This window comes from Roseovarius sp. JB2-10, assembly GCF_055693585.1.
Map to the genome: position 1 here is coordinate 760,319 of NZ_CM146337.1, position 26,002 is coordinate 786,320.

General features: G+C 55.4%; 25 protein-coding genes and 2 pseudogenes. 13 read left to right on the forward strand and 14 right to left on the reverse strand.

Annotated features, from left to right (window positions below; all coding sequences use genetic code 11):
* Positions 1–15 precede the first annotated feature (15 nt).
* The 3 genes from ACZ1HJ_RS03810 to ACZ1HJ_RS03820 all read right to left on the reverse strand — a co-directional run bounded on the left by ACZ1HJ_RS03810 (position 16) and on the right by ACZ1HJ_RS03820 (position 3,370).
* Positions 16–885 (reverse strand): GltB/FmdC/FwdC-like GXGXG domain-containing protein, encoded by an 870-nt coding sequence (locus ACZ1HJ_RS03810; RefSeq protein WP_472721017.1) that lies wholly within the window; start codon positions 883–885, stop codon positions 16–18.
* Positions 873–1,808 carry a class II glutamine amidotransferase domain-containing protein gene (locus ACZ1HJ_RS03815; protein WP_472721018.1) on the reverse strand — a complete coding sequence of 312 codons (936 nt, stop codon included), beginning with the start codon at positions 1,806–1,808 and terminating at the stop codon, positions 873–875. Before ACZ1HJ_RS03815 ends, ACZ1HJ_RS03810 begins: the two co-directional genes overlap by 13 nt.
* Before the next feature lie 86 nt (positions 1,809–1,894).
* Positions 1,895–3,370, reverse strand: a complete 1,476-nt coding sequence (locus ACZ1HJ_RS03820) for a glutamine synthetase family protein (protein ID WP_472721019.1) — start codon at positions 3,368–3,370, stop codon at positions 1,895–1,897.
* A gap of 512 nt (positions 3,371–3,882) precedes the next feature.
* On the opposite strand from ACZ1HJ_RS03820, the gene ACZ1HJ_RS03825 reads away from it, so the two are divergent.
* The gene (locus tag ACZ1HJ_RS03825) at positions 3,883–4,572 is read left to right on the forward strand and encodes a FadR/GntR family transcriptional regulator (RefSeq protein WP_472721020.1); all 690 of its coding nucleotides are present in this window, start codon (positions 3,883–3,885) and stop codon (positions 4,570–4,572) included.
* Here the strand turns inward: ACZ1HJ_RS03825 and ACZ1HJ_RS03830 are convergent.
* Genes ACZ1HJ_RS03830 through ACZ1HJ_RS03845 form a run of 4 tightly spaced genes read right to left on the reverse strand, consistent with a single transcriptional unit; the run spans position 4,569 to position 6,206 of the window.
* Positions 4,569–5,291, reverse strand: coding sequence for a type 1 glutamine amidotransferase (locus ACZ1HJ_RS03830; protein WP_472721021.1), 723 nt, complete (start codon positions 5,289–5,291; stop codon positions 4,569–4,571). The genes ACZ1HJ_RS03825 and ACZ1HJ_RS03830 overlap by 4 nt on opposite strands.
* A 56-nt stretch (positions 5,292–5,347) precedes the next feature.
* Positions 5,348–5,815 carry a GlxA family transcriptional regulator gene (locus ACZ1HJ_RS03835; RefSeq protein WP_472721022.1) on the reverse strand — a complete coding sequence of 156 codons (468 nt, stop codon included), beginning with the start codon at positions 5,813–5,815 and terminating at the stop codon, positions 5,348–5,350.
* On the reverse strand, positions 5,785–5,997 hold the full coding sequence (locus ACZ1HJ_RS03840; RefSeq protein WP_472721023.1) for a DJ-1/PfpI family protein: 213 nt from the start codon (positions 5,995–5,997) through the stop codon (positions 5,785–5,787). The genes ACZ1HJ_RS03835 and ACZ1HJ_RS03840 overlap by 31 nt, the downstream gene beginning before the upstream one ends.
* Entirely contained in the window at positions 5,949–6,206 is a 258-nt protein-coding gene (locus ACZ1HJ_RS03845; RefSeq protein ID WP_472722255.1) for a hypothetical protein, read from the reverse strand. The genes ACZ1HJ_RS03840 and ACZ1HJ_RS03845 overlap by 49 nt, the downstream gene beginning before the upstream one ends.
* A gap of 183 nt (positions 6,207–6,389) precedes the next feature.
* On the opposite strand from ACZ1HJ_RS03845, the gene ACZ1HJ_RS03850 reads away from it, so the two are divergent.
* The 5 genes and pseudogenes from ACZ1HJ_RS03850 to ACZ1HJ_RS03870 all read left to right on the forward strand — a co-directional run bounded on the left by ACZ1HJ_RS03850 (position 6,390) and on the right by ACZ1HJ_RS03870 (position 12,488).
* Positions 6,390–7,640: a sarcosine oxidase subunit beta family protein gene (locus tag ACZ1HJ_RS03850; RefSeq protein ID WP_472721024.1), complete on the forward strand. Its 1,251-nt coding sequence runs from the start codon at positions 6,390–6,392 to the stop codon at positions 7,638–7,640.
* 16 nt (positions 7,641–7,656) lie between these two features.
* Positions 7,657–7,944, forward strand: a complete 288-nt coding sequence (locus ACZ1HJ_RS03855) for a sarcosine oxidase subunit delta (RefSeq protein ID WP_472721025.1) — start codon at positions 7,657–7,659, stop codon at positions 7,942–7,944.
* Positions 7,941–10,888: pseudogene (locus tag ACZ1HJ_RS03860) on the forward strand (sarcosine oxidase subunit alpha family protein). Before ACZ1HJ_RS03855 ends, ACZ1HJ_RS03860 begins: the two are co-directional and overlap by 4 nt.
* 182 nt (positions 10,889–11,070) lie before the next feature.
* Positions 11,071–11,451 carry a hypothetical protein gene (locus tag ACZ1HJ_RS03865; RefSeq protein WP_472721026.1) on the forward strand — a complete coding sequence of 127 codons (381 nt, stop codon included), beginning with the start codon at positions 11,071–11,073 and terminating at the stop codon, positions 11,449–11,451.
* Between the two features lie 44 nt (positions 11,452–11,495).
* On the forward strand, positions 11,496–12,488 hold the full coding sequence (locus ACZ1HJ_RS03870; RefSeq protein WP_472721027.1) for a helix-turn-helix domain-containing protein: 993 nt from the start codon (positions 11,496–11,498) through the stop codon (positions 12,486–12,488).
* A 112-nt stretch (positions 12,489–12,600) separates the two neighbouring features.
* Here ACZ1HJ_RS03870 and ACZ1HJ_RS03875 read toward each other — a convergent pair whose 3' ends face one another.
* Entirely contained in the window at positions 12,601–13,794 is a 1,194-nt protein-coding gene (locus ACZ1HJ_RS03875) for a hypothetical protein (RefSeq protein ID WP_472721028.1), read from the reverse strand.
* 856 nt (positions 13,795–14,650) lie between these two features.
* Positions 14,651–14,902: pseudogene (locus ACZ1HJ_RS03880) on the reverse strand (chemotaxis protein CheA); the annotation flags it as partial.
* Between the two features lie 146 nt (positions 14,903–15,048).
* On the opposite strand from ACZ1HJ_RS03880, the gene ACZ1HJ_RS03885 reads away from it, so the two are divergent.
* Positions 15,049–15,519, forward strand: a complete 471-nt coding sequence (locus tag ACZ1HJ_RS03885; protein WP_472721029.1) for a thiamine pyrophosphokinase — start codon at positions 15,049–15,051, stop codon at positions 15,517–15,519.
* The gene (locus ACZ1HJ_RS03890) at positions 15,491–15,718 is read left to right on the forward strand and encodes a hypothetical protein (protein ID WP_472721030.1); all 228 of its coding nucleotides are present in this window, start codon (positions 15,491–15,493) and stop codon (positions 15,716–15,718) included. Before ACZ1HJ_RS03885 ends, ACZ1HJ_RS03890 begins: the two co-directional genes overlap by 29 nt.
* Here the strand turns inward: ACZ1HJ_RS03890 and ACZ1HJ_RS03895 are convergent.
* From ACZ1HJ_RS03895 to ACZ1HJ_RS03915, 5 genes are all read right to left on the reverse strand, one after another.
* Positions 15,711–16,358, reverse strand: a complete 648-nt coding sequence (locus tag ACZ1HJ_RS03895) for an alpha/beta hydrolase family protein (RefSeq protein ID WP_472721031.1) — start codon at positions 16,356–16,358, stop codon at positions 15,711–15,713. The two genes, ACZ1HJ_RS03890 and ACZ1HJ_RS03895, sit on opposite strands and share 8 nt — an antisense overlap.
* Positions 16,359–16,445: 87 nt before the next feature.
* Complete coding sequence (locus ACZ1HJ_RS03900) at positions 16,446–17,354, reverse strand: DMT family transporter (protein ID WP_472721032.1); 909 nt, start codon at positions 17,352–17,354, stop codon at positions 16,446–16,448.
* Positions 17,355–17,417: 63 nt separating this feature from the next.
* Positions 17,418–19,028 carry a hypothetical protein gene (locus ACZ1HJ_RS03905; RefSeq protein ID WP_472721033.1) on the reverse strand — a complete coding sequence of 537 codons (1,611 nt, stop codon included), beginning with the start codon at positions 19,026–19,028 and terminating at the stop codon, positions 17,418–17,420.
* Positions 19,029–19,131: 103 nt separating this feature from the next.
* Entirely contained in the window at positions 19,132–20,505 is a 1,374-nt protein-coding gene (locus ACZ1HJ_RS03910; RefSeq protein ID WP_472721034.1) for an L-serine ammonia-lyase, read from the reverse strand.
* A complete protein-coding gene (locus ACZ1HJ_RS03915; RefSeq protein WP_472721035.1) occupies positions 20,505–21,209 on the reverse strand; it encodes a glutathione S-transferase family protein in 705 nt (234 codons plus the stop codon). Before ACZ1HJ_RS03915 ends, ACZ1HJ_RS03910 begins: the two co-directional genes overlap by 1 nt.
* A 145-nt stretch (positions 21,210–21,354) precedes the next feature.
* On the opposite strand from ACZ1HJ_RS03915, the gene rpiA reads away from it, so the two are divergent.
* The 5 genes from rpiA to ACZ1HJ_RS03940 all read left to right on the forward strand — a co-directional run bounded on the left by rpiA (position 21,355) and on the right by ACZ1HJ_RS03940 (position 25,874).
* A complete protein-coding gene (gene rpiA, locus ACZ1HJ_RS03920) occupies positions 21,355–22,143 on the forward strand; it encodes a ribose-5-phosphate isomerase RpiA (RefSeq protein ID WP_472721036.1) in 789 nt (262 codons plus the stop codon).
* Positions 22,144–22,156: 13 nt separating this feature from the next.
* Positions 22,157–23,512 carry a glutathione-disulfide reductase gene (gene gor / locus ACZ1HJ_RS03925; protein ID WP_472721037.1) on the forward strand — a complete coding sequence of 452 codons (1,356 nt, stop codon included), beginning with the start codon at positions 22,157–22,159 and terminating at the stop codon, positions 23,510–23,512.
* Positions 23,513–23,581: 69 nt separating this feature from the next.
* Positions 23,582–24,778, forward strand: a complete 1,197-nt coding sequence (gene hflK / locus ACZ1HJ_RS03930) for an FtsH protease activity modulator HflK (protein WP_472721038.1) — start codon at positions 23,582–23,584, stop codon at positions 24,776–24,778.
* Positions 24,778–25,680: a protease modulator HflC gene (gene hflC, locus ACZ1HJ_RS03935; RefSeq protein WP_472721039.1), complete on the forward strand. Its 903-nt coding sequence runs from the start codon at positions 24,778–24,780 to the stop codon at positions 25,678–25,680. Before hflK ends, hflC begins: the two co-directional genes overlap by 1 nt.
* A complete protein-coding gene (locus tag ACZ1HJ_RS03940; RefSeq protein ID WP_472721040.1) occupies positions 25,677–25,874 on the forward strand; it encodes a DUF2065 domain-containing protein in 198 nt (65 codons plus the stop codon). Before hflC ends, ACZ1HJ_RS03940 begins: the two co-directional genes overlap by 4 nt.
* The last annotated feature ends 128 nt before the right edge of the window (positions 25,875–26,002 follow it).

The following is a 26,002-nucleotide window of genomic DNA, read 5'->3' on the forward strand; positions in this document are numbered from 1 at the left end:
AATCCTTTCGATGCCTCAGAGAATGAGTTTTTTCTCGGTGGGCTCAAGATTGTCGTAGTTCCAAAGCATTTTGCCCGCGACGACTTTTGTGAAATGATCGACACCTTTGTCAGGCATCAGGCCATATTGTGTAAGCTTGCGTGTCAGCCATGCTTTATCGAGATCGGTCAGTTCCGCCTCAATCGCATCAACACCAAGCGACTTGATGTTCCCACCCACAAAGATGGTGCCATCATACATACTGTCGCCCAGGTTTTTGCCGGCATCGCCACATACAACCATGCGTCCACGCTGCATCATGAAGCCCGAAAGCGCGCCTGTATCACCGCCAACGATGATTGTACCGCCCTTTTGGTCGATCCCTGTCCGTGATCCAACCGAACCGCGGCACACCAGATCACCGCCACGAATGGCAGCGCCAAAGGTGGAACCGGCGTTCTTTTCGATCATGATCGTACCGGACATCATGTTTTCGCCACAAGACCAGCCAACGCGACCATTGATGCGGACATTCGGCCCATCGATCAGACCAACCGCAAAGTAGCCAGTGGACCCTTCGATGATCAGGTTCAGGCGGCTGAGGATGCCCACGCCAAGCGAGTGCATGCCGCGAGGGTTTTTAAGCACGATTGTGCCGTAGCCCTCTTTCATCAGATCACGGATGCTCGAATTGACCTCGGTTGTGGTCATCCCGTCGCAATCCAGCTCGGTCCGTTTGTTGAAATCAACATCCGGCGCCCAGGGATACGTGAAATTCTCACTCGCATCGGGGTCAAACTCGATATAGAGCGACTTGCCCGTCAGCTGTTCGGTGCGCATGCCCAGAGCGGTGACCCGCTCTTCCTGGGTCATCTTTTTGAGTTCTGCATCGCTTACGCTTGCCATACTCGAACCTCCTCGTCGTAGGGATCAGTTGTGTCAATTTCTTCGGGAAGGATCGCGCGGATCGCCACCTCTTCAGAGGCCATGGCGATCAGATCGTCCGATTCGTAAAGAACCAGCGGCTTGGCAGCCATCGTGTCCTTGGCCATGCCAAGTTGATCTTTGGTTGCCACCAGATAGGTAAACACACCATCAATCTCTTCGATGGACTTGCGCAGGCTGTCTTCCAGCGAGATGCCCTGCGACAGGTTGTGCGCCGTATAGACCGCCAGCAATTCGCTGTCACAGTTCGACATGAAACGATGACCGTTGCGCTCCATGGTGCGGCGCATGATCCAGTAGTTTGTGATCTGACCGTTATGGACAACGCTCACATCATTGTAAGGGAACGCCCAATATGGGTGCGCCGACCGGATATCCACATCTGACTCGGTCGCCATACGTGTGTGGCCTATGCCATGCGTGCCCTTGAATTCGTTCAGATTATAGAGACCTGCCACATCATCGGCGTCGCCCAGATCCTTGATCAGTTCCAGACCGTTGCCCATAGACATGATCTCGACACCTTCGCCCTCTTCGATATGGGCGGCCATTTTGGCGGTGTCGCCATCGTGGCTGATCACATAGCGCAGAGCATATTCAGTGTCGGCTTTCTTGTCCTTCACCTTGGCGCCATGCTCTTTCAAGATCGCCTCGACTTCGGTAATTCGATCCTTGATCACCTGATGGATGCCACGACCGCGATCCATGTCCTCGGCTTCCGCCACGTTGACCCGCAGGATGTAGTCCCCTTCGGTCGGTTCGCCATACACCGCATAGCCGGTGCTGTCCGGTCCACGGTGTTTCAGGGCTTTGAGCATCTGGGTCATTTCTGCCCCGACATTCGAGCTTTTGCCCTTGTGAATAAGTCCAGCAATTCCGCACATCTGGATGCGCCTCCTCAAGTTGCGTCGTTCTAGTGTTCAGAAAAGGCGGCAGGCATAGGGAACCTGCCGCCAGTTTTAGGAGTGCCTCAGGGAAGACATTCCATATACGTGTCGTTGTCCCAATCGGTGACGGTCGCCATGAAGCGGGCGTATTCGTCGTACTTGTACTCATGGAACAGGCGATACATTTCACCCGGCAAGCCGCGTTGGACAACCTCGCTGTTTTCAAGGAAATCAAGCGCTTCACCCAGAGACATCGGCAGTTTCTTGACCTGCTTACCAGCCTTGATCGCCTCGTAGATGTTGCGTTCTTCGGGCTGACCTGGGTCCAGTTTGTTGTCGATGCCGTCATCCATGGCCGCCAGAAGGCACGAGCCCATCAGATAGGGGTTTACCATCGAGTCAACCGAGCGGTATTCAAACCGGCCAGGGGCCGAAACGCGCAGACCTGTGGTGCGGTTCTGGAAACCCCAGTCTGCAAAGATCGGTGCCCAGAAACCGGTGTCCCAAAGACGGCGATAGGAGTTCACTGTGGAAGAACCGATGGCTGTCAGCGCCTGCAGGTGGTGTACCACGCCGCCGATCGCCTCAAGGCCCTCTTTGCCTGGCATTTGCGGATCGTCATCATCCGGCATGAACGTGTTCTCGCCGCCTTTGACGTACATGTAATTCTCGGGCATGCCCGGCAGATCATCGGGATCGTTCCCGCATTTCACAAACTCGTCTTCACCGCCACGCCACAGGCTCATGTTGTGGTGGCAGCCCGAGGCAGACACACCCATGAACGGCTTCGTCATAAAGCAGGCAAAGATACCTTCTTCACGCGCGACCTGTGCACAGATCTGACGATAGGTGGTCAGACGGTCGGCGTTGCGCAACACGTCATCGAACATCCAGTTCAATTCCAGCTGCCCGGGCGCGTCCTCGTGATCGCCCTGGATCATATCGAGGCCCATCTGACGGGCATATTTGATCACTTTCATCGAAACCGGACGCAGCGATTCAAACTGGTCGATGTGATAGCAATAAGGCTTGGAATAGCCGTCCTTTGGCTTGCCGTTCTCATCGAACTTCAGCCACATCATTTCAGGCTCAGTACCGATCCGCAGCGAACGGCCGTGCTTTTCCTTGAACTGGTCATGCATGCGACGCAGGTTACCGCGGCCATCCGACGTCAGGTACCCACCCGGATTTTCCTTTTCCTCGCGGTTGCGGAAGAGTGTGCAGTAGAACCGGCCGATTTGCGGCGCCCAAGGCAGCTGCATGAACGTTTCCGGCTCTGGGATACCAACAAGCTCGGCAGCCTCAGGACCATAGCCCAGATAGTTGCCAGCGCGGTCGGTAAAGAGGTTCACAGTGGCACCGTAAACCAACTGGAAGCCCTTCATCGCGACGCTTTCCCAATGGTCGGCCGGGATGCCCTTGCCCATGATCTTGCCGGTCACGGATACAAATTGCAGGTACAGATATTCGATGCCCTTTGCATCGATCATCTTGCGCACTGCTTTGATCTTTTCGGCGCGGCCCTCGGCTTCGACGAACTTTTCTAGATCTGTTGCCACTGTCTTAGTCTCCCTGAATATATCGCCCTGGCGTGGTTATGATCCGCCATCAGCGCGGTGGTTCACCCCGTTTCGATGGGGTGTTGTGAAACCGGCTGCAAAACACCAAAGGCAGACCGGTCAGATTCAATTGGTTCAAGATTATCGTGAATGAATGCAGGTGCCGCGTTCATGTTCGCAACCGCGCGCGGCAAATCGAAAACTGTAATCGAAAATGTTCGAACAGCGGTGCGGAGATCAGCTGAAGATGCTCCGAGCTTCCATGCAATGGGGCCGCGGTGTATACAGACATCAGTGATGATGAAATCAGTTTGATTTCTGACTGCCATCCGATCGGGCTCCCTTGATCACGTAAGGTGGCTTGATACGCAAAACCGAGGCTCTGCATTCTTGTTAACGAAATACTTCTCACTGGACACCCAAAAGTCAACCACTTTTGATCCAATGACGTCCAAAAATCCAAAAATCCATTCAATTTGGTTCAATTTTGGTCTATATTCAAAGAGTTTTGAATGACAGGCACTATGGATCAAAAACTTGGCGCATCGGACATCGCCGCCCTGCTAAGACGCGAGATTTCAAAGGGAATTTTGCAACTGCATGACCGTTTACCGCCAGAAAGAGTGCTGTCAGAGACATATGGTGCGGCCCGCGGCACGGTCCGAAAAGCTCTGAACTTGCTCGAAAGCGAGGGCTTTGTCGAAATTCGCCCAGGCAGCGGTACATATGTGGTTCACATGCCTACCGATTCGGCATCTGACGCCATCGAAAACGCGACGCCGCTCGAATTGATGGACACCAGATTCGCGCTTGAACCACATATTTGCAGGCTGGCCGTTCTGCACGGGCGCCGCGCCGATTTCGACAAGATGGAAGCGCTTTGTACGCAGATGGAAAGCTTGGCCGACGACCCGGTTTCGTTTTCCGAAGTCGATACCGAATTCCACCGCGCTCTGACGGGCTCAACCCGAAATGGCCTGTTGATCTGGATCATCGATCAGATCGCGCATGTGCGTAGTCAGGACGATTGGACACGCATGCGACACCTGACTTTGGACGCGCGCACGATCAATCAATACAATGCCCAGCACCGCCAAATACTGAACGCAATTCGAACACGTGAGCCAGAGCGCGCGGCCAATGTGATGAAAGAACATCTTGAAACGGCGCGCCTCTCACTGACGCGCGCCGCCGAGACTTAACCGGCTTTGGCGGTCATCTGCAGCCAGTTCATGTAAAGCCGTTCGGCCATGGAATTGAAGTCGTCCATGCGCGCGGCGCAATCGGCATCGAATTTCTCCACGGCACCGGCTCCCATCGCTTTTTCCAAGGCACCAGCATATTCCGGAATAACTGCCCAATTTCGCACCGTGTCGGCTTCGAGTTCTATGTGAAATTGCATCGACACGGCGCGTGTGCCCCACTTCATCGCCTGTACAGGGCATGCCGGCGAAGTCGCCAGACACTGCGCGCCAGGCGGCATCTGCTTCACCTCTGCTGAATGCCACTGAAGTGTCTCAAACCGTTCTGGCAATCCATCGAACAATACACCCGTCGCCCCAGCTTCCGTAAGCTGGACTTCCATCACACCAATCTCCGGGGTCTCAGACGGTCCAACCGCTCCCCCCAATGCTTCCGCCAGCAATTGGTGTCCAAGACAAAGCCCCAGAAAAGGCAATCCTTTTTCCTCTACAGCCTTACGAATGAACACTTTTTCGTCTTTCAGCCAGGGGTGCTCCTCTTCCTGCCAGACATCCATCGGGCCACCCAAAACCCAAAGAGCATCATAACCTTCGAGCGATGGCAATGCTTCGCCTTCATCCAGCTCGATGGCATCCCAAGTGTGCCCGTCCTCGGCCAAAAAATGACGGAAAACTCCGGGGTGTTCGACGCTTTCGTGTTGCAAAACCAGGATATGCATAGGCCCCTCCAATTTTGCGCGACCCTATGCTGCAAACGGCCCTGCGCGCAAGATGCCTATCGGCTCGCGGATGGCGGTCTGTCAAAATGCTGCGTGTACACTCGCGAAAAATGCGACGAGTTCGCGAAGCCGGTCGCCAGTGCAATTTCCGTAAGGGACAAGGCCGAGTTTCGCAGAAGGCTTTGCGCCTTTTCAAGGCGTAGCTCACGGTAATACGCCATCGTAGAACGGCCCAATTTCTCTCTAAATAGGCGGTTCAATTGTCGTGGTGAGACGTCCGCCACCCGCGCCAAATCATCCAGCCCTATCAGCTCAGCCACATGCGTTTCCATGGCGCCCACTGCCTCGATAATCGCCGCGTTGGTGGAACCGACGCGCTCTACCAGCCCGCCCCGTTGCGGGCCGATTGAAGGGCGAACTTCCGTGTGCATGAACCAGTCACTGACAAGCCGCGCAAATGGCACGCCGTGATGCCGGGAAATCAATGCATGCATCAGATCGAGAGGGGCCGTCCCCCCGCACATGTCACCCGGTCCCGGTCGATCACATAAAGTGTGCGGTCAATCATCAGATGAGGTGAAATCTCCGAAAGCGCTTCGGCATGCTCCCAATGAACCGTCATACGCCGCCCGTCCATCAAGCCAGCCTTTGCAAGGATCAACGGCCCGCCCGATACGCCACCCAATTGCGTGCCGCGTCGCGCCATCCGGGCCAACCAGGGGATAACCGCTCTGTCTTGATATTTTGAGGGATCCCCCCAGCGACGACAAAAAGATAGTCCAGTTTCGGATCATCGGAGATTGTGGCTTGCGGCAGAACAACAGCCGCGCCCGAACTTGATACCGGCTCCGCCGTCAGTCCGATGTTGATAACGTCATAGAGCAGTCGCCGCCCCAGCAAATTGGCTGCACGCATGGGTTCAACCGTCGACGAATATGACAGCAATGCGAATCCCGGTAACGTCAGAACCCCGATGCGACGCGTTTGAGCGATTGTACCAATTTCGTCCATTTTAGATACATAACGGTCTATTTTGGGAAAGTCGATTCGCCGTTAACCAGCGATGCTTGCGCAATGTGACTCAGAGGTCGACGCCCAATGCGCTATTCCGCTCTAAAGATATTCAGCCAGGGTTTAACTGGCAACAAAGGCTGGAAGCCTGTTTGGCGTGAACCAGACCCCAAACCCGAATACGACATAATCATCATCGGCGGTGGCGGGCACGGTCTTAGCACTGCCTACTACTTGGCCAAGGAATACGGACTGACAAATGTCGCGGTTCTCGAAAAAGGCTGGCTTGGGTCGGGCAATATCGGTCGCAACACAACGATCATCCGCTCGAACTACATGCTGCCCGGAAACGAGCCTTTCTACGAATTGTCGATGAAGTTGTGGGAAAACCTGGAGCAGGATTTCAACTACAACGCCATGATCAGTCAGCGGTCAATCTTGAACCTGGTGCATTCGGATGCTCAGCGGGATGCTTTCATCCGGCGCGGTAACGCGATGTTCCTGGCCGGAGCTGATGCGGAATATGCCGATGTGGAACAGCTGCGCGCAGAATTGCCGTTTCTTGATTACGACAATGCACGTTTCCCGATCAAAGGCGGCCTGTATCAACGACGCGGTGGCACCGTTCGCCACGACGCAGTGGCTTGGGGATATGCGCGCGGCGCGGACAGCCGAGGCGTGGATATCATCCAAAACTGTGAAGTGACAGGTTTTGATATCCAAAATGGCATGTGTCGTGGCGTGGAAACCAGCCGCGGCGCGATCCGAGCCAAAAAGGTCGCGGTGTGCGTGGCCGGTTCTTCTGGCCGCGTCATGGCGCAGGCCGGGATGCGTCTGCCTATCGAAAGCCACGTCTTGCAAGCCTTCGTCACTGAAGGATTAAAGCCCGTATTGCCCGGGGTGATCACCTTTGGCGCCGGGCATTTTTACGTCAGTCAATCCGACAAAGGCGGCTTGGTCTTTGGCGGCGATATCGACGGCTACAATACATATGCCCAACGCGGCAATCTTCCGGTCGTTGAGGACGTTGCCGAAGGCGGCATGGCGATCATGCCCATGATTGGACGCGCGCGACTTCTCCGCAGCTGGGGCGGGATCATGGACATGTCGATGGATGGGTCACCCTTCATAGACAAGACCGACATCAACGGACTCTTTTTCAACGGCGGCTGGTGCTACGGCGGGTTCAAAGCCACGCCGGCCAGCGGGTATTGCTATGCCCATCTGCTGGCCAAGGATACCCCGCACCCGGTGGCAACCGAAATGCGCCTGGATCGGTTCCAACGCGGCCACATCATTGACGAAAAAGGTCAGGGCAATCAGCCCAACCTGCATTGACACGGGAGGACAGGACATGATCATCAACCATCCATTGCTTGGCCCCCGAGACGCGGCTGAATTCATCTATCTCGGTGATGCCAGTCTGATTGACCGCCCCGACTGGCAAGATCCAGACGCCGACGCAAAATTTTACGAATACGGGTATCTGCGCGACAACACCGCAGGCAAACATCAGGAGCTCTGGTACCACGAACAGGGCGATCGGTCTTGGCTTGTGATCACCCGCGACACGCTGACCCACGAAATATCCAAGGTTGAAATGGCCCGCGATGTCGCGCGTGCCCGGGGGCGCAGCAAATGACGCAGATGAATCGGATCGAAGGTGGGCTGGTTGACCGGTCCAAAGAGCTCAAATTCACGTTCAACGGCAAGGCCATGCGTGGGTATCAGGGTGATACGCTGGCTTCCGCTCTTTTGGCTAATGGGCAACGCCTGGTTGGACGGTCGTTCAAATATCACCGTCCGCGGGGTATTCTGACCAGCGGTTCCGAGGAGCCCAACGCTCTGGTCCAGCTGCGCAGCGGCGCACATCAGGAGCCCAATACACGAGCGACAGTTGCCGAATTATTCGACGGGCTGAGTGCAACAAGCCAAAACCACCGCGGATCGCTGGAATTCGACCTGATGGCCGTCACCGATCTGATGGCCCCGTTTCTGAGCGCAGGTTTTTACTACAAGACGTTCATGTGGCCCAAAGCCTTCTGGGAAAAGCTCTACGAACCGATGATCCGCAAGTCAGCCGGTTTGGGAAGCCTGTCGATGCAGGAAGATCCGGACAGTTATGACAAAGGTTTTCTACACTGCGATCTTTTGGTCATCGGCGCCGGTCCCACGGGTCTGAGTGCCGCACTGGCGGCCGGGCGCAGCAGAGCACAGGTTATTCTGGCGGATGAAGATTTCACCATGGGAGGCCGCCTCAACGCTGAAACGTTGGAGGTTGATGGCATGGCTGGCTCCGAATGGGCTGCGCAAGCCATGGCAGAACTTGGCGCGATGGATAACGTCCGCCTGATGACTCGCACCACGGTTTATGGGGCATATGACCACGGCATTTATGGCGCGCTCGAACGGTGTACGGATCATTTGGCCAGTGCAAATGGCAAACCACGACAAGTCTTGTGGCGCATTTACTCAAAGCGCGCGGTTCTGGCGGCGGGGTCAACGGAACGTCCCATTGCGTTTGGCAACAACGACCGCCCCGGCATCATGCTGGCGGGCGCCGTGCGCACCTATGTCAATCGCTACGGGGTCACCCCGGGTCAACAGATGGCCGTGTTCACAAACAACGATGATGGTTGGCGAACAGCAGCCGATCTGGCGACCAAAGGCGTGGACGTGACAAACATCATCGACACGCGCGATGCGCCCGCGGTGATCGACGTGCCTGGCGCGCGGCACATTCGCAATGCTGCTGTTATGGACACGGTAGGTCGCAAGGGTCTCAAATCCGTCACTCTGACCAGTGGCCAGGTGATCCCTGCGGATTGTCTGGCGGTCTCTGGAGGCTGGAACCCCAACGTGCATTTGACATGTCACCAACGGGGCAAGCCAACGTGGCGCGATGACATCTGCGCCTTCGTACCGGGCGCTGAATTACCACCAGGCATGGCCGTTGCAGGTGCAGCAAACGGCTCAATGACGCTGGCAAGCGCCTTGGCCGAAGGCCGAAGTGTCGCAAACCAACAGATCAAAGACCTGGGCTTCACCCCATCGCGGAAATCTGCGCCCAAGGCAGAAGACGAAGCCCGTGAATGCATGCCAATCTGGCATGTGCAAGAAAGCACCAAGCGCGCGTGGTTGGACCAACAAAACGACGTCACTGTCAAAGACATCAAGCAAAGTTACCGCGAGGGTTTCCGCTCCGTCGAGCATCTCAAGCGTTATACGACTTTGGGCATGGCCACTGATCAGGGCAAAACGGCGAATATTCCAGCGCTTGCCATTATGGCGGAGTGTACCGGTAAATCCCTGCAGGACACCGGAACGACCATTTTTCGCCCCCTTACACGCCTATTCCATTGGGCGCCTTGGGCGGGCGGGCGCGGGGCAAAGACTTCCGTCCCTACCGTTTGACGCCAAGCCACGAATGGGCCAAGGCCAATGGTGCAACATTTGTGGAAGTCGGAAATTGGCTGCGCGCTCAATGGTTTGCGCGCCCAGGCGAAAAAGGCTGGCGCGACAGTGTAGACCGCGAGGTTGAAATGACCCGCAACTCCGTTGGTATTTGCGATGTGACCACGCTTGGCAAAATCGACATTCAGGGCAAGGATGCCGCTGCCTTCCTAAACGTGGTTTACGCCAACGCCTTCGGCAAACTGGCGGTTGGCAAAGTGCGATATGGCTTGATGCTGCGCGAAGATGGCATCTGCTACGATGATGGCACAACGGCGCGGATGTCCGAAAACCATTTCGTAATGACCACGACAACCGCCAATGCGGTACTGGTGTTTCGCCGGATGGAATTTGTACGGCAATGCCTGTGCCCGGATATGGACGTGCACTTGATTTCCACCACAGATGGATGGGCTCAGTTTGCTGTCGCCGGCCCGAATGCGCGAAACCTTCTGCGCAAAGTGGTCGACGAGGCGCATGACATTTCGAACGAGGCGTTCCCTTTCATGGCCTGTGGCGAGGTATCCGTGTGTGGCGGAACGCCCGCACGTCTCTTCCGCATCTCATTCTCTGGCGAACTTGCATACGAAGTCGCTGTGCCCGCGCGCTACGGCAATGCGATGATGGAAGTGCTCATGAAAGCCGGAGAAGAATTCGACGCAGTGCCCTATGGCACCGAAGCCCTTGGGGTGATGCGGATCGAAAAGGGCCATGCCGCCGGCAATGAACTGAATGGTCAAACCACAGCTCTTAACCTTGGGCTTGGCGGAATGGTCTCGCAGAAGAAAGACTGTATTGGCCAGACCCTTTCAAAGCGCCCGGAACTCAACCGGGATGACGCTATTCGGTTGGTTGGCTTCCGCCCGGTTGACCGGAGCGTAAAACTGATTGCGGGGTCGCATTTTATAAACACGGAAGATGAAGCCGTGATGGCCAATGACCAGGGCTGGATGACTTCCGTGGCCTATTCACCATCGCTGGGCCACTCCATCGGCCTGGGCTTCATCAAGGCCGGACATGAGCGCATTGGCGAAATCGTACGCGCCGTGAGCCCAATCCATGACACTGAAATGGACGTCGAGATTGTCTCAGCCCATTTCATTGATCCCGAAGGAGAGCGTCTGCGTGCCTGATTACACACTCATCTCTGCACCGCCTCTAGACGGCTACGATCAACGTTTTGACGGCGTCCATTTATCAGCACCCGCGAATTTGGCCATTGTTTCAATGGCATTACCAATGGGGGGCGAGATCCAGCGCTGAAAAAACCATCAAATCAGCCTTTGGTGTCGCGTTGCCCAACGTCGGCAAAACCGTGACCAATAAAGATGGTGCAATGCGGATCGCCCGCCTGTCATCCGATGCTGCGTTTGTGATTTTCACCCACGCCACACCCGATGCCGAGCCCGTTATCGCCGGCAAATTGAAGGGCGCTGTCTACACAACCGATCAAACAGATGTGTGGAGTGGTTTGGTTCTGGACGGCGCTAAGTCCCGCACGGTTCTTGAACGCATCTGCCCTATCGATTTGAACCCAGGCGTCTTTCTGGAAGGGGACGCCGCACGGACCATCATGGAACATTTGGGTACGTTGATCATCCGAACGGGTCCTGACGCATACATGCTTTTGTCTGCCAGCTCGTCCGCCAAGTCATTCCTGCATGCGATTGAAACGTCAATCCACAACACCGCCTAAACGGCGACACGCCAAAACCGCTCAAACGGAGAAGGAAATTCGCGATGTATCTTGAAACACTGGAAACAGCACGATCCCCCGCTCCTGCCGCCATGCACTGCCGACGCAGCCTGTCAGGCGATTTCGTATTTTTGTCACAGGATGAAACCGTCTCATTCGCCGCAGAGGCATGCATTGATGTGTTGCGATCGGCAAACAGACTTACGGGCGAAGGTGGATACCATTGGACGCATTACACCGGTGAGGCTTGCTTGCAGGATGGACCTATTTGTGGACCGGACCAAACACTGGTGCTGGTAGGCGGGATTGAGAATCCTTGGCGCCCCTCACCGGAATATTTGCGGAACCTGCGGGCCTGTATTCGGAATGCAGCGCGGGTTTGTGTGGTAGGGTCTGCCGTGTTTGTCCCCTTGGCTGCAGGTGTGTTGGGGACAAAACAACTTTCGGTCCATCCCAATTTTCGCCCAGGTGTACGCGAAACTGGGCGCATGCTGGAACTGACCGAAGGAGCCACGTGCCACCACAAGGCCTTGTCCAGCGCGGTCAGTCCGGCGGCCGCCATCCGTATGATGGTAGAACTCGTCGGGGCCCGCGATGGTGAATTCACGCGCGCCACGTTGACCAAATATATGGGGCTCAGCGACCCTGACGAAGACACCGGAATGGCCGAACACTGGCGGTACAAGCGTTTGGCGCAGGGCAACCTCGTGATCAGCGACGCGTTGAAAATCATGCTGGAACATTTGGAAGACACGCTGACCGTAGGGCAGATTGCCGACATTCTGGATGTATCACCCCGCAAACTCGAGCGCGGCTTCCGGGACTTGCTGAATCAAACACCCTTGAAAGTGTATCGGGACCTGCGGTTAGATCGCGCCCGCAGTTTGCTGGCACAGACTTCACTCCCGATCAACGAAGTATCGGTCGCCTGCGGCTTTTCAAATGTAACCTTGATGAAAAAATGGTTCGTTGAGAAGTACGGCGAACTACCTGGACAAGTACGTCAACATGCCTTCGGTGGTATGGTTCGGGTCTGACGAAGTATCGATAGTATCATCTGATGTGCTGTCGGCCGAAATCACACCTTTGGCAATGATAACGCCCCGGAAAACCAAAGTTCTCCGGGGCTGATGCGATTTCTAAAGCGCGTTAGCCAGCGTGGCGCGCTTCATCCCGAAACTCGGTTTCTTCGGTAACTGTGAAACGACCGCCTTTGATCTTCTGAAGCTTACCATCGCGCAACAACTGCCCGAATGAGCGCAAGCCGTCTTCTCGCGAGAAGTTATCTTTCTCAACTTCCTGCAGCTTGTGCATCAACATTGGCCGTGAGAATTGTGAGCGACCCTCAACATCGGACATGTAAGCCGCTGCCGCTTCCAGAAGTTCTGGCAATTGGGTTGCACCCATTTCTTGGGCATATTCGCTGAAGCTGCTGTCACTATCCACCGACGACGCTTCGGTCGCCGCATTCAATTCGGCTGCTGATACGCGGCGCGGACGCACGGGATCCCGTTCCGTGTCAATACGTTGCTCTGCTACAAGTTTGAGCGGCGCAGGACGGCTTTCGCTCGGACGCTCAGACCGGGTTCCATCCGACGCACTGGGCCGGCGCGGACGCACGACGCTCGCCAGATCGCTACGATAGGGTGTGTCATCAACATTTTTCTGAAGATCAGCGCCCGCCTTCTTTTCGGCACGCGTTGCCGCAACAGCGGCCCGCAGATGCTGAATAGCACTACGACGTTGGTTAGACTCTGGTTTTTCAAGCTGACTGTCCGCTTCGTCAAAGATACGCTCGAGATCAGATTGATCATCCGCCATATCAAATTTGGCGCGTCCTTCACGAGCCGCTTCAGCTTCTTCTTCAACGGCCTCTTCTTCCGCCATTTCAGCCGAAACGCCTTCTTCGCTTTCCGCAACTTCGGGCTCATCCTGAAGCATTTCAGATGAGACCAGATCAGCATCAACCTCAGCCAATTCGCGCTGCAGTTCTTCTTCGTCTTCAGGGCTCAAGATATTTTCGGAATCAGCAGTCTCCTCAGACGCGTCTTCGAAGCCTTCATCCGCAAGATCGCTCGAAACATCTTGATCCGCGTCGTACCCCTCGAGGCCTTCCAGATCTTCACGTTTCATTTTGATCACGCGCGCATTCAGATCATCATGCGCTGTTTCTTCTGCAAGATCAGATTGCTCTTCGGTCGCCATGACATCGTCCGCAGCATCCTCCGAAACAACGTCTTCTGAACTATCGTCGACTTCATCGACCACGACATCGTCAGTTTCTGACTGCTCGGCAATCGAGATCCTGCAACAGCTGCGAAAGTGTGTCTGGCATTTCGCCATCGTTTTCCTCAGCCTCATCCGCCTTTTCGGCAGGCGCATCGTCAACAATTTGATCGTCAGCGGCTGCACCAGCCAGCGATGCAAGAATATCTGCGTCCGGTGTGGATTCCTGTTCCTCTTCTTCCAGAGCGTCCATTTCCGCCGCATCATCCTGCGCCAGCGCCGCGTCGAGATCAGCGGCGGTATCACTCAGAAAGTCTTGCGCATGCTCATCTTCGCTAAAATCACTCTGATCCTGGGTCTGACTGTTTTGGGATACGACTGAACGAATTCGGCTCAGTTTTGCAGCAACACTATCCGGATCTGGGTGCGCCGCGACTTCATCAACATCTTCAGGCTCATAATATGTTTCTGGATCTGCTTCAGGTGCCGACGCAAAGAACTCTTCTGCCGTCTCAACTGCTTCGTCTTCCATAGCGTCATCAGACGAAGCCGCGTCTTCACCTTCAACCATTTCGGCTTCGGCCGATTCTTCTTCTACCGCTTCACCATCATCTTCAGCAGCTACTTCCAGATCGGTCGTTTCGTCAGCCGCAGTAATTTCTTCAACGGCCACTTCCTCAGCGGCTGCCGCTTCGATTTCTTCCTGTGGCTCTGCAACCGGCTCATCGGCAAGGGGCGCGTCCACCGTGACATCTTCGGGCATGTCGTCATTCGCGACATTGTTCATTTCCAGCGGCGATTCTGGACTTTCAGCCCCTTGATAGGCAATAGGCTCTTCGGAAAGTGCTTCATCAGTCACCTGTGCCTCTTGTTCAGGCTCCGGTGCAGCAACCGTGTCGCCAGCACTCAGTTCGGACACTTCGTCTTCGACTACGTCGGCCAAGGCCGCAATCCCTGCGACCGCAGGAGCATCTGCAGCACGCAGGACAATCTTGCCCTGATCTTCGTGCGCTTCGACGCGCCGCTCAATCTCGCGCTCGGCGATACGCGCCAGCATCTCAGCATCGGGCGTCGGAGGCTCTGCACCAAAATACCGGTCATCTGCCGCCAGATCGCGGAAATATTCCGCAATGGCCTTCATCGTATCGAAGGAATCATCAAATCCTTCCAACGTGCACGAAAAGGTTCCATAGGAAACTGTTAGAATTTTACTTGTGTTAACCATTTTAATCGCTCGCTTTGCTTTGCCTGCAAAGACTGTCTTTACCAGCATGGGGGGGACGAAAGCTGCCCGATTCTTGGAGTTTTAGCGTACCATTTTGTGGCGATAATGTGTTCTCTTCGATAAATTGGCGTTAACTCGGGGAAAAAATGATCGTTCAACAATCCGAACCGGTCACTTTGATTGGTGGCGCAGAGGTAAACAATCAAGGGCTTTCGCGTGCTTTAGCGCTGGCCCCGCATATCGTTGCAGCCGATGGCGGAGCCGATTCCGCCCTGGTCCATAACGTTATGCCCGCCGCCGTAATCGGTGATTTTGATTCGATCAGCGATTCGGCGCGCCAGATCATTCCCGCAGATCAGCAACATTCGATCACCGAACAAGACAGTACGGATCTTGAAAAATGTCTGCGCAACATCAACGCGCCGCTGATCATCGGTGTGGGATTTTCCGGCGCACGCCTGGATCACCAGTTGGCGGCTTTCAACGCGCTGGTGCGGAACCCACAGCGGCGCTGCATTCTGATGGGCGAAACCGAGATCGCGTTCTTGTGCCCCCTCTCTGAAACTGGACTTACCAGTCGCAACTTTGGTGTCTCTTTTTCCTTTGGGTGCCGTTGAAGGTGTTTCCGACGGATTGGAATGGCCCATCGCCGGCCTGAATTTCGCGCCTGACGGACGCATCGGGACGTCGAACCGCACGACCGGCCCTTTGCATATCAGTATGACAGCGCCCAAAATGCTGATCATTCTGCCATTAAGCAGCCTGGAAACCGTTGTCAGCGCTCTCCTAAGCACTGTGGCTGATTGGCCTAACTAAACGGCCACGTCTCGGGTATTCGATCCGGTCCTTTGTTGGCTTCCAGAATTTTGCGGTAGTTTTTCATCGAATGGTCCATACCCCAATTGTTTTCGGGCGGTTCCAGGAACTTGGCTTGCCCCAGATGGCTAAAATTCGGCGCCATCGCGCAAACAGTGTCGTCTACCCGACAAATCGACAGACACTTGCCGTCATTTTGCACGCGTCCCCCACCTTTCTTTGGCCGTGGTGAGGCAAAGCCAATGCCGTGGACGTTATAGGTTTTTGACAAAATTTGCGTCGCCGCCGCCCCAAGCGAATGACCGATGATCAAACGTGGCCGGCGATTACCCATCCAGCCATGTACCATCCGGGAATACACCAGAAAGCCCTGGTGCCACCGCGTCCCGCTAGCCCCTCGCTCGGTTGCACCGTCAGCAAGCCGATACTTCTTTTGCCCGACATTGAAGACACGCAGATTGAAATGAAGATAGTCCAATAAGCTGTTGCTGCCGGGTAAAAGCAGTATCCCGTTCTCTGTAAGATGCGCCTGCACCCCAGATTTATCCAGACTATCAACAATTCTGGGCGACTGTATCTGGCTTGCCTTATAACAATGCTGTGCCAGCGTCGCCGCGTCTTTGATCCGTATCTTCGCCATGAAAAATGTCCTCCTGAAAATATCAGCAGTTTTTCACGACCCACCCTTTCTGGAAAGTCACTTATTCCTGACCTTCGAACTCGATTTTCAGGGGGCAGGCGTAGGCCGTCGTTGCATATGCCTTTCGCGCAGAAACACATAAAGGCCTGATCCCACAATCAGTGCGATCCCCACAAAAGTCAGGGCATCCGGCAGGTCCCCAAAGATGTAATACCCAAAAAACGTGGCACCGACGATTTCGATATATTGCAAGGGCGCAAGAACAGAGGCCGGTGCAAGAGAAAGCGCAAAACTGATGCACACATGGCTAAGCGTCGCGACAATACCCAAGGCCGCCAACAGCATCAATTCACGCGGCGCCGGCCAGCTCGGATCCAACGGTGCAATACCGCTGCCGTTAAAGCCCCAAAGCACCGGAACCGCGATGATCAGAGCCGCAAGTCCAGTGTAAACCTGCAAGGTAATGGGATGCATTTGTGTCGCCATACGGCGCGTCAAAATCATGTAAAACGCAAAACATAAAGCCGTAACCAGGGGGAGCAGTGCAACACCGCCAAGCTCTTGAAAACTTGGCTGAATAATCAGGAGTGCACCACCAAACCCAACGGCGCAAGCGATGTAACGGCGAAGTCCCACCTGCTCACCCAGAAGCCAACCGCCGAGCAGCGTCAGAATGAAAGGTTCTACGAAAAAGATCGCGATCGCATCGGCAATGGGCATGTAGCGAATGGCGGTAAAAAAGAATGCCGTTGCCACCATCAACAGGGCGGAACGCACCAGATGTAGCCCAATTTCGCCACGTCCCGGCCGGTGCATCCACCCCATCAGCGCCGCCAATGGCAACAGCAAAGCCGCTTGTACTGCAAACCGGGTGGCCGCAATCTGACCAACCGCCACAGCGTCCCCGATAAGTTTCGCAAAACTGTCCATCAATGGGGCAATCAGCGAAAACCCGATCATCAAAAGAATGCCGAAAAGAGTGCGGTCACTGCCCATGGCGCGACGCTAGGCGCGCGGCGGAATTTTTACAATCGGGATTCTATGGCAAGAGCGGGTGGTTTAGCGGGTCGATAACCGTTGCGCATCATCCGCCAGCCGGTCAAAGGGGTCAGGGCGTCCAGCAAACACTTTTGGCTCGCGTTCAGCCGGAACCAAGCGTGCCATCAGCAATTGCAACTTGTCGGCCAGCCCAAGTTTTTCTTCAACTTCGCTTTCCGTTGACAATGACGCCGTCTGCATCGCGGCCTTTTTGGCCGCTACGCTAACAACTGGATTGGCGGATGCGGGTGCATCATCTGCTTCTTTTCCCTTTCGACCCAAAAGCGGCAAGGGCAATTTGAACCCACGACGCTTCTCTTCAACTGGGATAGCCGCGTCATTCAAATCCTCGTCGCTCGTTGCCTTTCGGGTCAATTTTGGAAGTGGCAGTTTAATTCCACGGCGCTCAGGGGCTTCTTCAGCAACCGGATCCATGGCTGTGACTTGGTCCGGGGCAGGTTTCGCTTTGCGTCCAAATGACGGTAGTGACAGACCAAATTTGCTCTTGGGTGTCTCTTGATCTGCGGGGTGTGACAATTCGTTTTCCTCCTCGACGCAATCAGCAAGCATTTTATCCTCCTCGAAAGAGGCCCCAGCCTCTGCCTGTACGTTTGCCATAATCGCATCGTCCGACGGCTTCCGTCCGGGAACTTTGCTCGCCAATTTCTGGAGCCCACCAGCAACTGCATTGCCGGTTTTGCGCATCATCAACAGGTACAGACCCAACAAAACACACACCAGTATCAAGCTGAACTTACCGGAATAAATGGCAACGCCAATCAAAGCCATTGCAGCTAGCAATTTGATTGGCAAAGGTTTTTTGGGCTTCTTAGGTGCAATTTCTGCGTCTGCCGTTGAATTCGTCTCAGGGTTTGTTTCCAATGCTGGCGTTGCAAACGCATAAGCACTTTCACTGGCGTCAGGTGCTTCTTTCGGATCATCGGATGCGGCCTTTTTCCGACGGCGCATCACGAATTTCGCAATTCCGACCAAACCAACAAACAGCGCTACATAACGGATTGTGTTGCGCAATTCATCCGCAGACATGGTCGGCGTCAACCCGGCTGTACGGCCTTCCAAAAACGGTTGAATGTAGATGAAATCGTCAGACTTAGACAGGTTTTCATCCTCAAACGCATCGCGCACCAGCGATGACAGATCAGGGCTTTTCTCGACCACGCCATTCAACGTCACGACGGAAACAACACTTCCCGCACCAAAGGCAATTTCAGAGTTTTCAAGATAGTATTCGTCGATGAATTTTTGTTTCTGTGCTTCGCTCAGAACCATCGCCCCACGGGCTTCTTTTGTGCCGGCGGCATCGTCAGCATCAAACAGGACAAACATAAACCGAACTGTATCCGGGCCCTTACGCTGCTTGGTCAGCTCGTAATTGTATTCGGGGTCAATCACGGCTTTAACCGAAATTTCCTGGGCCAAACCGATATTCGCGTCACGTGAAAACTCAGCAAGCGAGACCGTTTCAGGCGGGTTCCCTGCCAAAGCGCGGGCCATTTCCTGATTTTTTGCCAATGTATCCCTATGACTCAATTCACCGAGATAAAACAAGCCGCCTGCGACGATCAGGAAAACCCAAAAGGGCAATTGAAAAATGATAAAGAGCAATCGCATCGCGATAAATCCCCGATTTACATCAAAATTTAATCGAGGATGGCACTGGCAACCGGGCGAAAATTTGGCGGTGCAGTGAAGATTTGGCGAAATTGGTTGGAAATCAGCAGTTGGGAATGTTGACGGCAAGGCCCCCCAGCGACGTTTCCTTGTATCTCTCGCTCATGTCCACACCGGTTTGTCGCATCGTTTCGATGCAGGCATCCAACGGCACAAGATGCGTGCCATCGCCGCGCATCGCCAGAGACGCGGCGCTGACGGCCTTGATCGCGCCCAGACCGTTCCGTTCGATGCAGGGCACCTGAACCAAGCCAGCAACCGGGTCACAGGTCATGCCCAGATGATGTTCCAGGGCAATTTCTGCAGCATTTTCAATCTGTTCAGGTGTGCCGCCCAGCACAGCCGCCAATCCGGCGGCGCCCATGGCAGCAGCAGATCCAACTTCCGCCTGACAGCCTGCTTCGGCACCGCTGATCGATGCATTGAACTTCACCAAACCGCCAATCGCGGCAGCTGTAAGTAGGAAATCTTCAATCTGCACGTCACTAGCGCCGGGTACATGTTCCAACCAGTATTTGATCACGGCGGGCACCACGCCAGCCGCGCCATTCGTGGGCGCGGTCACAACCTGCCCACCTGCCGCGTTTTCTTCGTTCACGGCCATGGCATAGACGCTCATCCAGTCATTGATCTTGTGCGGCGCATTGAGGTTTGTCCCCCGTTCGTCAAGCAATGCATCGCGGATGCCTTTTGCACGACGTTTGACCTGCAAACCACCGGGCAAAATCCCCTCCGCGGCCATGCCACGTTCGATACAATCGTTCATCACCTGCCAAATTCGCGAAACTCCAGATTTCAGATTTTCCGGCCCGCCCCGGGCATGTTCATTGGCTTTCTTCATGGCGGCGATGCTCTTGCCGCTTCTTTCCGCCATCTCCAACATTTCCGCTGCGGTTTTAAACGGATAAGGCACCGGAGCGCCTTCATCCGTGTCTCGCCCTTCGGCCAATTCGGCTTCGGTCATGACAAACCCTCCACCGATGGAATAATACGTTTCCTGCAAGATCACATCACCCTGCGGGTCCGTCGCCATCAAGATCATGCCATTCGCATGGCCGGGCAAGTTCGGGCCGAAGTCGAACAGTAAATCCTCTTTGGGATTGAATTTAAGTTCGGGCAGATCTGCGGGACGGATCACATGTGTTTCGCGGATCGCGTCCAGCGCCGCCTCTGCCTTTTTGTGGTCATATGTTTCCGGCACGAACCCGGCGAGCCCCAGAATGGTAGCCCGGTCGCTGGCGTGACCCACACCCGTAAAGGCTAATGATCCATGCAACGATCCTTTGACGCCAGCGCATTGAAACGGCGCCGCGCGCATTTTGTCCAAGAACCGGTTGGCCGCGACCATCGGACCCATCGTGTGGGACGAGGACGGACCAATGCCAACTTTGAACATATCGAAGACAGACAGGAACATTAAAGTGCGGACCCTTCGGGAGGTGTTGGATATTGCGGCGCGGTGAAAGGGTTTGGACCCAGACCCTCGGCATGTATTGCACGTGTCACACTCTCGCAAGGCTCTAGTCGCGCCGCCAAAGCCTGCAAATGCGGCCATGCCTCCAACGAAACCCGGTTTGATCGACCTCTGATGTACAAAACCATCCAGCGCAGGGTGCAGGCCACGTAGAAATCCAGAACAGAACGATGCGCACCGCCGAACCAAGGTGGCGATTGCGACGCAACCCCCTCCAAAATCGAAACGTGCCGCTGCAACTCGCCGCGCATATGCCGACGCAACGCGGTCTGATGGTCCGGGTCTGGCCCGATATATTGCTCAGGGTAAAACATCATTCTAAGCGTCGGGTGCAACGTGTTCGAGACAAAGAACAGCCATTTCAGAAAATGGGGCCGATCGGGATCATCCGGTGTGGGGACCAACGCACCGTGACGGTCAGCCAGCCACAAAAGAATTGATGCCGTTTCAAACAGTGGCCCATTCGGCGTTTCCAATGTCGGGATCAAACCGTTGGGATTAATTTTCAGATACTCTTGGGACTTTTGACCGTTGATGCGTCGATCGACCAAGATGGTCTCATATGGCTGACCCAGCTCTTCGAGCGTCAAACGAACAACAAGAGAGGCATTATCGGGCGCATAGTGTAGTCGGTATGTTTTTGTCATGTGACCACATTAGGTCACGGCCCTGCCCCAGCCAGCCAAAAAACGACGCCTGAACCACCAAAACTTGCACCGCTCGAGGTTTGCCCCCTCGCACCCTGCAAACAACTCACCTATAACCGCTGCCAAACATCGGGGAGTCGCTGCCATGTCTGGAGAATTATCACCTATCGATAAAGCCAAGTTCGTTGCCGCGAAACGCGCGGTTGATTTTGTCGAAGACGGCATGCGCGTGGGCCTAGGTACTGGCAGCACTGCCGCCTGGATGGTGCGCTGCCTGGGCGAGATGGTCCGAGACGACGGGCTGAAAATCCGCGGGGTTCCGACCTCGACCCGAACAGCAGATCTGGCACGTGAAGTCGGTATTGAGGTGATCAGCCTTGATGAGGCGAAGTGGCTGGATGTGACAATCGATGGCGCAGATGAGTTTGATGCCGACCTGAACCTGATCAAAGGGGGTGGCGGTGCCCTGCTGCAGGAAAAGATCGTCGCAACAGCCAGTGATCAAATGGTCGTGATTGCCGATGTGGGCAAAGAGGTTGAAAGCCTGGGCGCTTTCCCTTTGCCGGTTGAGGTCATACCCTTTGGTTGGCAGACCACCAAATCCTTGATCGAGGAACTGCTGATCAGCATGGATGTATTGGGCCGAGACGCCACGCTGCGTATGAACAGCGACACCCCGTTCATCACTGATGAAGGCAATTACATTCTCGACCTGCACCTGGGCCGGATCGGCAATGCACAGCAATTGTCGCTGGCGATGAACCAAATGCCTGGGGTGGTTGAAAACGGGCTTTTCATTGATATCTGCGATGTGGTCGTTTTGGGCTACGGCGATGGCCGGGTCGAAACGCGCGATATCAACCAAGGCACTGTTGAAGAAGACCGTCTGGATTTCTTGGAATCCGATAACCTCTTTTCCGACATGCAGGACTAAGGCGGGAACTTAAATGGCGTTTGACTACGATCTGTTTGTCATCGGAGGTGGCTCGGGCGGCGTGCGGGCGGCCCGTGTTGCGGCGCAGGGCGGTGCAAATGTCGCCCTTGCAGAAGAAGACCGTTACGGCGGCACTTGTGTGATCCGCGGCTGTGTACCCAAGAAACTAATGGTCTTTGCCAGCGAATACCCCGCGGCCATGGAAGACGCGCAAGCCTATGGATGGTCAGTCCAACCCGGCGCGTTCGATTGGACCGCTTTCAAGACCAAGCTGCATGCGGAGCTTGATCGTCTGGAAGGGGTCTATCGCGGCATCCTGAAAAACAATGGTGTCGATAGTTATGATGCGCGCGCGAAAATTGCCGACGCGCATACGGTCGAGCTGAGCACCGGTGAACGCAAAACGGCCAAACACATTCTGGTGGCCAGCGGCGGCCGCCCTGTCAAACCGGAACTACCCGGTGCCGAACATGGCATCACGTCAAACGATATTTTCCATCTTGAAAGCTTGCCCAAATCGATCCTGATCATCGGCGGCGGATACATTGCCTGCGAATTTGCCGGTATCCTCAACGGGCTTGGCGTTGACGTGACCCAGTACTACCGGGGCGCGCAAATTCTTCGGGGTTTCGACGAAGAAGCACGCGGTCTAGTCTCCGAAGAGATGATCCAATCCGGAATTGATCTGCATCTGGGCACCAATATCCTGGAAATGACACCTGTCGAGGGTGGCTATCGCGTCAAATCGACGAACGGGTCTGAAAAAGTGTTCGAACAGGTGATGTTCGCCACGGGCCGGGTGCCAAATTCCGACGATATGGGGCTTGAAGAGCTGGGCATCGAACTGGGCCGTAAAGGTCAGATCGTTGTGGACGATTACAGCCAGACGGCGGTGCCCTCGATCTACGCCATTGGCGATGTCACCGACCGCGTCAACCTAACACCTGTGGCGATCCGCGAGGGAATGGCCTTTGTCGAAACAGTGTTCAACGGCAATCCCACCCCGGTCGACCATGACCTGATCCCAACCGCGATCTTTACGCAGCCTGAAATGGGCACGGTTGGCTTGTCGGAAGAAGAAGCCCGTGAAAGGGAGCCGGTTGAAATCTACTGCACCTCCTTCAAGCCCATGCAACAGAGTTTCGCCGGACGCGCCAACCGTGTCTTGATGAAACTGGTCGTCAGTCAGGCATCGCGTAAGGTGCTGGGCTGTCATATTGTCGCGCCGGGCGCCGGTGAAATGATCCAATTGGCCGGCATCGCGGTCAAAATGGGCGCAACCAAAGAGGATTTCGACCGGACAGTGGCGGTTCACCCCACCATGTCCGAAGAGATTGTGACTATGAAAGCACCGGTCAGAACGGCTTGATTTTTTGCCTTTACTGCACAGGTTAGGTACATCGCTGCTAAGGCAGCACGAGATAAGGGAAGATATTACATGGCTGGAAATTCTGGCGGCCCCTGGGGAGGGGGCGGAAATTCAGGCGGCGGCGGTGACGGAGACGATGACCGTGGTGGCAATCGGGGTGGCAGACGTCCCCCCGAAGGTCAGGGGCAAATACCCGAAATTGAGCAGCTTGTTAAAAAGGGCCAGGATCAACTACGCGTGTTGATGGGCGGCCGCGGCGGCAATGGCGGCGGCGGTGGCACCGGCGGCGGTGACAATCCGGGTATTGGCAAAGGTACTCTGCTGATCGGCGCGCTTGTGGCCGTCGGTCTCTGGGGTGCGGCAAGCTTCTACACGGTCAAACCCGAAGAACAGTCCATCGAACTCTTCCTTGGAGAATTTTCCGGCATCGGCACAGAGGGTCTGAACTTTGCCCCCTGGCCCGTCGTGACCTATGAAGTGTTCAACGTTACCACCAACCGCACCGAAGATATCGGCGTGCGTCGGTCCGGCCGGGATAACGATGGCCTGATGTTGACCACGGATGAAAACATCGTGGACATCGACTTCCAGGTTGTCTGGAACATCAAGGATGCTGAGGATTTCAAATTCTCGCTCAAGTATCCGAATGACTCCGTACGTGCCATTTCCGAAGCAGCGATGCGCGAAGTCATCGCGCAATCCGAGTTGGCGCCGATCCTGAACCGGGATCGTGCATCCATTGAAGCTCGCGTCAAAGAGTTGATCCAAACAACACTCGACAATCGCGAGACCGGTATCAACATCATCCGCGTAAACTTCAACAAGGTGGACCCGCCGAGCCAACAGGTGACCGTCACCGACGGCGAAGGTCGCACGGAATCCGTATCGGTCATTGACGCCTTCCGCGATGTGCAAGCCGCGGAGCAGGAGCGCGACCGGGTAGAACGTCAGGCGGACGCCTATGCCAACCGCAAACTGGCGGAAGCCCGGGGTGAATCAGCGCAGCTTCTGGAAGCATCGGAAGGCTACCGCGCACGTGTGGTCAACGACGCTGTCGGTGAAGCCAGTCGGTTCCTTGCCGTTCTGGCCGAGTATCAGGCGGCGCCCGAAGTCACGCGCAAACGTCTCTATCTTGAGACCATGGAAAAGGTTCTGGGTGATGTCGACAAGATCATCCTGGAGGGTGGTTCCGCGGGCGCCGGCGGACAGGGCATCGTGCCTTATCTGCCGCTCAACGAACTACGTCGCAGCACGGGAGCGAACTGATGGGAAAAACCAAATTTATCTTTCCAATCCTGGCCGTAATCCTGGTCGCGATCATGTCATCCATCTTTATCGTGGACGAACGCGAGAAAGTACTCGTCCTGCGCTTCGGCCAGATCAAGCAGGTTCGGACCGAGCCCGGCCTTGGTTTCAAAGTGCCTGTTTTGGATGAGGTCGTGTCGTACGAAGACCGTATTCTATCGCTCGAAACACCTGTGATCGAAGTGACGCCCGCTGACGACCGCCGGCTTGAGGTTGATGCCTTCGTTCTTTACCGCATCGGCGATGTGGTCCAGTTCCGGCAAGCCCTTGCGGCAGGCGGCGAGCGAGAAGCGGCGATCCAGCTCAATGACATCCTCGATGGTCAGATTAGGGCTGTTTTGGGGTCTGACGGTGTGACATCCAACACCATCCTGTCGCCCGAACGGGCAGGTCTGATGGAACAGATCCGCGCCCGTGCAGACAGCCGTGCCGGGGCGCTTGGCCTCGATGTGGTTGATGTGCGCTTGCGTCAAACCAACCTGCCGGAACAAAACTTTGACGCCACTCTGCAAAGGATGATTGCCGAGCGCGAACGCGAAGCAACCGACGAACGCGCCCGTGGCCGCGAGGCCGCGCAGCGAGTGACGGCAACCGCCGACCGGACATACGAAGAAATCCTGTCCGAGGCGCGACGTGATGCCCGTATCATCGAAGGTGAAGCAGATGCGGAACGCAACCGGATCTTTGCCGAAGCCTATGCCCAGGATGCTGAATTCTTTGAATTCTACCGCTCGCTGGCTGCCTATGAGCAGTCGTTGACCGGGCAGAATTCCAGCATGGTCCTTTCTCCGGATAGTGAGTTCTTCAACTATCTGCGGTCTGATCAGGGTGCTGCGGCCAATCGGGCCAACGCGTCGCAATGATTGAAACAACGTTTCTGGCTCTCGGGCTGGTGTTGATTGTTGAGGGGCTGGTGTATGCACTGGCCCCTTCTCTTATTGATCAGTTGCTGGTTGCCTTACGTCAGATGCCGCTCGAGAGCCGGCGTCTTCTGGGCTGTCTGGCAATTGTAATTGGGTTGATCATGGTCTGGGTCGCCAAAACGATCGGCGCCTGATAGAATTCTAACATATTGTTCACATGCGCGTGACACGGTGTAGCGGACTTTGCGATCCTGAAAACGCCACCTACATGATACGAAGAGTAAGCCAATCGCACGGTTGGTATGATTAGGACAACGAAGGA